We start from the raw sequence: 7,598 nt of genomic DNA on the forward strand, positions 1-7,598 counted from the left end.
CTAAATATCGTGGAATCCATAAAAATGCGTTCTATTTTCATTTGAAAGAAAGTGAGTTTAGGTTCAATTACAGGCATGAAAATATCTACCAAAAACTACTCGAAAACTTTCGAAATAAAACGCTAAACTAGTCATGACCCATAAAATAATTAACAACTAATAAATCTTTTATTGTCTATAACTTCAACCATTATTTTTAGAAAATATAGTTAAAGGAAGAAAATATCATGTTTGCCATATTTATTAACGTCATCACCGCGCCCGGGGAAACATTTGAAACCATCATAAATAAATTCAATTGGAAACAGGCATTAGTTCCCGTTGGTGTTTTAATGGGTTTAGCCATGATCACCGGTTTTATTCTTCAAGATTTAATTGCAGATTTGCAATGGGAACAAATTCAAAAAAGTATTGAAGGAAATGCGAAAATATCCGAAGAACAAAAAGAAACAATTCTTTCTAGCCAGTACAACCGAGTTTATTCAACATCCATTTTTAATTATTTAAGTATTGCAATTACCTGGCCTTTGCGTATTTCGCTTTGGTCCCTGTTTGCCATGCTTGCAGCTAATTTGTTCTTAGGAGGTGGAAAAAAATATAGTGAAATGTTTACCCTCAGTGCATTTGCTTATATGCCATCGGTGATTGAATACATTACGATTACGCCCATTCAATATATTTCAGAGAATATGATGATTTTTACCGGTTTGGGTGCATTGGGAATCGGCGAGCCGGGCGATTTTATGAATAGTTTTCTTGCAGGCATGGATATTTTCGCGTTTTGGCGAGTCTTCCTGACCGCAGTTGGGATTGGAATTCTCTATCATAAATCAACCAAAACAGCGTTAACGGTCATGACAGGTTTGTGGATATTTGGTTTATTATTTCTTTCCGGATTTGGATCAGTAATGTCCAGCATGATTGGAAAATGAATGAATAGAACTATTCTAAATTGTTTTTTATTTCTGTTATCGATAACGATTGGATTCAGCCAAACGTATTCTCTAGACGATGCAATTGAAATAGCTCTTAAAAATAAAGAAGTATTAAAAACATCTGCCATGGATGTACACTCAGCCGAACAAGATGTAAAAGGATCGTATAGCGGCATTTTGCCATCCATCCGCTTTTCGGGGGGCGTGAGCGAATCCCAATTCCCTCCACAAACCGGCGGATATAATTCTGAAACCGGAGAATTGACCTTGGGTACCATAAGCCGTCAAACTAGCGCTTCTTCTACCATTTCTCTATCTCAAAATGTATATGACGGAGGTGTATGGTGGAACACAATTCGTCAGGCAAAAAACAGTTTTCGTATTGCTGAAGAATTTGACCGTCAGATAAAAACCAATATTATACGAAATGTACATACCTCCTATTTTAATTATTTAAAAGCTTCTCAGCTGTTAGATGTAGCAAGGTCAAATCTTATGAGTTCGCAACAACAGTTAGCATTGGCAAAACAAAAATATGAGCTGGGAGCTGAGAAAAAAACAGATCTATTAAAAGCAGAAGTTCGATTTGGCCAAGCCAGAGTGGATGTAATCAATAATGATGCTAATCTTCAAAATGCATATCGTACATTGAAAAATGAAATGGGACTCAACGGGAAAGAACAAGACTTTTTTGTAGAAGAAATTGAAATTCCGATGGATAGTATTCCTGATTATGAAACCGGATTTGAGCTTATTCAAAATTTCAACCCGAGTGTCAAAGCTAAGCAGTATCAAATTACCGGTGCGGAACTGAGTGTAAAACTTTCAAAAGGTTCTCGGCTACCTTCAATTAATGCCAATGCTACATACTCGGGAAGTGCCGATAATTTCGGAGATGCACTTTCCAATAACTTTAACGATCAAAACCGTTTCAATGTCGGTCTATCAATTTCCATTCCTCTTTTTTCCGGGAATAGTATTAACACTCAAATTCAAAAATCAAAAATTGCTGTTAATAAACAAGAATCTGAATATTTAACACAGCTTCAAGATTTATCGGTCCAACTTAGCAGTGTTTTGGATCAACTGAATAATTATCAAGAAATTATCCCAATCAACGAAACGGTACTTGAATCTGCCGAAGAAGATTTGAAACTTGCTCAAATGAAGTACACGCAAGGATCCACCATCATTTTAGAGGTTTTGGATGCGCAGACATCTGTGGTGCGAGCAAGATCATCCCTAATTAGCTCAAAATATGACGCATATATCACACAAGCGAATTTGAAAGCTCTTTTGGGTACACTTAACGATAAACAATAATTTAGAGGAGAAAACTGTGGCAAAAAAAATATTCACCAAGAAAAAAAAATGGCTCATTTTTGGCGGAGGCGGCACGTTAGTTGTGATACTGATTGCCATAAGTTTGATGAAAAAGGATGATGATGCAATCAAAGTGGAAACGGAAACTATAGTCAGACAAACGATCATTCATAAAGTTAACGCAAGTGGGAAAATTCAGCCGGAAACTGAAGTGAAAATCAGCGCCACTTCTTCTGCATGGATTGATTCCATTACGGCTGAAGAAGGCGATTATGTCAAAAAGGGTCAACATTTAATTACACTAGATCGAAAACAATTATTGTCAAATTACAATGCCGCAACCTCTTCTGTTCGATCCGCCAATGCACGGCTAAAACAAGAATTAGCCAGTAGGAAGCGGGTGGAAAATATGTATGAACAAAATTTGGCCTCAGACCAAGAATTAGAAGCGGTTCAAGCATCGTACGAAATAGCAAACAGCTCATTGGCGCAAGCAAAATCCAGTCTTGAATCACGAGAAGATGATTTGAATAAAGCTCGAATTGTATCACCTCAAGATGGAATTGTTACCGCGGTAAATAAAGAAGTGGGTGAAATGGCGGTGGGCGGGATGTTTCAAGCAGAAGTACTCATGATAATTGCTGACTTGAATCGAATGGAAGTCATTGTAGATGTGAATGAAAATGATGTTGTTTCTGTATCTCAAGGTGATACAACGGAAATTGAAATTGATGCTTTTCAAGATACCCTTTTTTACGGTGTTGTCAGCGAAATTGCTCACATGGCTCAAACATCTTCAGTAGGATCTGCCGAACAGGTAACTAATTTTGAGGTGAAAATCCGCATGATTCAAGTTCCGGATGGAATTCGCCCCGGAATGAGTGCAACTGCTAACATCATTACCGATAAAAAAGACAATGTTTTAACTGTTCCCATTCAAAGTTTAACAGTACGCCCCGAAGGATCAGAAAATATGAGGTTTGAAAAAAACAAGGGTTCAGACAAAAATGATGAATCAAAGAGACAAAAAGCTAAAAAAATGGAAGAATTGGTATTTATTGTTGCAGAAAAACCCGAGGGTGTTCTTAGAAATGGAACCGTGTCGGAAATGGATGAAAAATTACTGAAAAAAATCAAAATTAGTAAGGACGAGAAAGTAGTTCATATCCGACCTGTACATGTGGGGATTTCTTCCGAAACCCATTACGAAGTGCTAAGCGGCATCGATGAAGGCGAAGAAATTGTTACAGGAAGTTATCGCGCTATCAGCAAGGATTTATCTCATAATAAAGTGGTGAAAACCGGGGATAATGAAAAGAACGATAAAAGTGGTTTCAGCATTAAAATCGGTTCAAACAAATCCGGTGATTAAACTGAATTATTATTATTGTGCCTGATCTCATTTATTTAAAAGAAATTAAACGCCATTATGATGTAGGCGGAGAAGTGGTTCGTGCATTAGATGGTATTGATCTCACCATCAATCATAATGAATATATTTCAATTATGGGACCTTCAGGTTCCGGAAAATCAACGCTCATGAACATGATTGGCTGTTTAGATTCTCCCACAGAAGGCATTTATGAATTTGAGGGCGAACTCGTCCATGAAATGGATGATAATCAATTGGCTTCGATTCGAAACCGAAAAATTGGGTTTGTATTTCAAACGTTTAATTTACTACCCAAAGCCACTGCCCTTCGCAATGTGGAAGTTCCACTTATATATGCAAACATTCCCAAAAATGATCGGATTGAAAAAGCGAAAACATCACTGATTGCCGTTGGATTAGAAGAACGCATGCATCATAAACCTAATGAGCTTTCCGGTGGACAACGTCAGCGTGTAGCCATTGCAAGAGCATTGGTAAATGATCCATCTATCATTTTAGCAGATGAACCAACCGGGAATTTGGATTCAAAGAGTGGTGTGGAAATCATGAAGATATTAGATAAACTGCATTCTTCCGGAAATACAATCATCTTGGTAACTCATGAAGAATACATCGCAGACCATGCTGATAGAACCATACACCTTTTCGATGGAAAAATTAAAGAGGACATTACAACAGCGAAAAATAAAAGAGTGTTCTCTTGATTTCACTCTTTTGGGAAAATCTTCGCATATCGCTTAGTTCTATCTTCGGAAATAAATCTCGATCCATTTTAACAGCGTTGGGAATTATTATTGGTGTTTTATCCGTGACTCTGATGGGGACACTCATATCCGGTTTGGATCGAACATTTGAAAAGAGTATGTCTTTCCTTGGTAGAGATGTATTAATTGTAAGCCGTATGGATTGGTTCGGCGGAGACATGGATTGGTGGGAATTGAGAAATCGTCCCCGTATTAAAGAAGAATATGTTGAAAAACTCAGAGCAAAATCAAAATATATATCTGCAGTTGCTCCCATATCTGAACGAGGTGGAAGTATTATTCGAGGAGATAAACGAATTGACACTCGATTCTTTGGTACTACGCCCGAATATATGGCAACAAATGAATCTGCTGATGTAACAAACGGACGATATTTTACTGACGGAGAAAATAGGTCAGGAACTCGCGTGATGGTGATTGGTAGAGATGTAGCAGATGGCTTATTCCCAGATGAAGATCCAATCGATAAGTATGTCAAAATAGGATCTCATAAATTTCGAGTTATCGGAGTGTTGAAAAAGCAGGGAAAATTTATGGGTTTGTTTAGTCTAGATAACCAAGCTGTTTTACCGTATGGAACCTATCAGCGACTATTCGCTCGTCGAGGTTGGATGAGCGTTCGAATTAAATTAAACACCGAAAATTATGATGAAGCGAAAGAAGAAATTTATGGAATTATGCGTCAGATCCGCGCTTTAAAACCTCAAGAAAAGGATGATTTTGCAATAAACCAGTCCGCCACTATGGAAGCACAATACAAAACAATTAAGTTGGCGATTGGCGGAACGGGGCTATTTATTACAGCCCTTTCTCTCATCGTTGGCGGAATAGGCATTATGAATATCATGTTTGTATCGGTCAAAGAACGAACGCGGGAAATTGGCGTTCGAAAAGCATTGGGAGCTACACAGTCAATGATTCTAGGACAATTCCTCATGGAGGCAGTGCTAATATGTCTTATTGCGGGATTGCTTGGAATGGGATTAGCCGGAGGCCTGAGTCTTCTAATTAATCAATTTTTCCCTTCATCGATGCCTATTGGATTAGCGATTGGATCCATTATGTTGAGCGTCATTATCGGCATTGTTTCTGGACTGGTTCCATCCTACCAAGCCGCTCGATTAGACCCAATTGATGCACTTCGGTACGAATGATGGCAAAACAATCCCATTTAATAAATACGGTTAAAGAAAGTTTTCGGATGGCGATAGAATCCATTCGTCAAAATAAACTACGGTCCATTCTAACTTTGTTGGGAATCAGCATTGGAGTGTTTTCTGTAATTGGAGTTATGACCGCTATTCGCACATTGGAATCATCAGTGAATTCCCAGTTGGATATTTTTGGCACCAATACATTTATGATTCAAAAATCTCCCGCCATCAGAATTCATGGTGGAGGAAATGATAAAATTCGAAAACGGAAAAATATTCGATATGCTCATTATGAAGAATTAAAACAACGAGCAAAATTGCCGCTACGTGTAAGTGTCGTAGATAATTCTCAAGAAAGAAATATACAGTATAAAGATAAACGATTAAAAAAAACGGCAGAATTGTCCGGTGTAGATGAATGGGGATTGCGTTCTTTTAAAACGTATCTTGCCGATGGACGAAATTTCTTGGAAGACGATATTCGTTTTCATCGAAGCGTAACGATTCTTGGCCCGGATCTAGCAGATATTCTTTTCCCCTTTGAAGATCCATTAGGAAAAGCTATTCAAATAAAGGGATTAGATTATACGGTCATTGGCGTAACAGAACGAAAGGGGCAGGCATTTGGTCGAAGTCAGGATTATTTTGTTATGATTCCCATTTCAATTTATATACAGCGTTTCTCTCATAGATGGACTTCTCTTGCCATAAATGTTGAGGCGGAATCCACCGAAATGTACGAAAAGACTATGGATGAAGTTATTGGACTGATGCGTGTGATTAGAAAGGTGCCACCGGAAGAAGAAAATGATTTTGCAATTATTTCCAATAAAGAAATGATGGAAACTTTTGCAGGATTTACAAGTGGAATTAAACTTTTTGCCGGCGCTGTGAGCGTGATTGCATTACTCGTAGCCGGAATAGGAATTATGAATATTATGCTCGTTTCTGTCACAGAAAGGATAAAAGAGATTGGTATTCGGAAAGCGATCGGTGCCACCAAACGAGACATTCTTACCCAATTTTTAATGGAAGCTATTTTCCTTAGCCAATTTGGCGGAATTGTTGGCGTTATTTTGGGAATCGCCGGTGGGAATATTGTTGCAATTCTTTTGAAAGTGCCTGCTGTAATTCCTTTAGATTGGGCTTTTGTCGGAATGGCAGTATGTTCACTCATTGGGATAGGATTCGGTATTTATCCCGCCTGGCGCGCAGCCAACTTAGATCCGATTGAATCTTTAAGATTCGAATAATTCTTTATGTAGTCTATTGACAACAACTTCGACAAATAAAATGCGAAAAGATTTACTGGACATTGCAGAATCCGCAGCAAAATCAGCTGCCAAACACATCATTGATAACGATCCTTCTTCCATCCGGAAAAAGGGTCCGACAAATCTTGTAACCGAAATTGACACAGAATCAGAAGACATTATATGCGGACTTCTGATGAAAGAAACACCTGATTTCGGAATTCTAGCTGAAGAACGTCCAGAAACTAATATAGATGCAGAATGCAAATGGATAATTGATCCACTAGACGGAACGACAAATTTTGTGCATGGATATCCATCGTTCGGCGTTTCGATTGCTTGTATGCAAAATAGTAATCCAATCTTAGGAGTGGTTGTGGAACTGCCGGCAGAAAATGTGTATTCCGCAATGATTGGAAATGGCGCATATTGTAATGGGGAATCCATTCGTGTTTCTAAAACAGAAACGATTGAAAATGGATTATTTGTAACCGGTTTTGGATACGACCATGATAAAGCTTGGGAAGCCAATATGAAGCTGTTTAAGCATTTTACAGATCAATCTCAAGGCGTAAGAAGGCTCGGTGCCGCATCGGTGGATTTATGCCATGTCGCGAGCGGTAAAGTGGACGGATTTTGGGAATTCGATTTACATCCTTGGGATACAGCAGCTGGAATTGTAATTATAAATGAAGCCGGCGGAACTGTGTCTCAAATGGACGACTCACCCTTCAATATTTTCAATCGGAATATTGTAGCGTCCAATGGTATTCTAC

General features: G+C 38.4%; 7 protein-coding genes. All 7 read left to right on the forward strand.

Annotated features, from left to right (window positions below; genetic code table 11):
- Nucleotides 1-227 precede the first annotated feature (227 nt).
- Nucleotides 228-932 (forward strand): hypothetical protein, encoded by a 705-nt coding sequence (locus HOD97_06800; GenBank protein ID MBT4281305.1) that lies wholly within the window; start codon nt 228-230, stop codon nt 930-932.
- Nucleotides 933-2,258: a TolC family protein gene (locus HOD97_06805; GenBank protein ID MBT4281306.1), complete on the forward strand. Its 1,326-nt coding sequence runs from the start codon at nt 933-935 to the stop codon at nt 2,256-2,258.
- A 16-nt stretch (nt 2,259-2,274) separates the two neighbouring features.
- Nucleotides 2,275-3,630, forward strand: coding sequence for an efflux RND transporter periplasmic adaptor subunit (locus tag HOD97_06810; protein MBT4281307.1), 1,356 nt, complete (start codon nt 2,275-2,277; stop codon nt 3,628-3,630).
- 17 nt (nt 3,631-3,647) lie between these two features.
- On the forward strand, nt 3,648-4,355 hold the full coding sequence (locus HOD97_06815) for an ABC transporter ATP-binding protein (protein MBT4281308.1): 708 nt from the start codon (nt 3,648-3,650) through the stop codon (nt 4,353-4,355).
- The gene (locus HOD97_06820; protein MBT4281309.1) at nt 4,352-5,569 is read left to right on the forward strand and encodes an FtsX-like permease family protein; all 1,218 of its coding nucleotides are present in this window, start codon (nt 4,352-4,354) and stop codon (nt 5,567-5,569) included. Before HOD97_06815 ends, HOD97_06820 begins: the two co-directional genes overlap by 4 nt.
- Nucleotides 5,566-6,822 (forward strand): FtsX-like permease family protein, encoded by a 1,257-nt coding sequence (locus HOD97_06825; protein MBT4281310.1) that lies wholly within the window; start codon nt 5,566-5,568, stop codon nt 6,820-6,822. Before HOD97_06820 ends, HOD97_06825 begins: the two co-directional genes overlap by 4 nt.
- Before the next feature lie 40 nt (nt 6,823-6,862).
- The coding region (locus tag HOD97_06830; protein MBT4281311.1) for an inositol monophosphatase at nt 6,863-7,598 on the forward strand (736 nt) is incomplete at its 3' end.

It is taken from the genome of Candidatus Neomarinimicrobiota bacterium (assembly GCA_018651745.1).
Taxonomy (GTDB): Bacteria; Fidelibacterota; Marinisomatia; order Marinisomatales; family TCS55; genus JAAZYX01.

Excerpts from the sequence above, each read along its gene's own strand:
- HOD97_06800 (MBT4281305.1), top strand. The coding sequence starts at position 228 with ATGTTTGCCATATTTATTAACGTCATCACCGCGCCCGGGGAAACATTT.
- HOD97_06805 (MBT4281306.1), top strand. The coding sequence starts at position 933 with ATGAATAGAACTATTCTAAATTGTTTTTTATTTCTGTTATCGATAACG.
- HOD97_06825 (MBT4281310.1), top strand. The coding sequence starts at position 5,566 with ATGATGGCAAAACAATCCCATTTAATAAATACGGTTAAAGAAAGTTTT.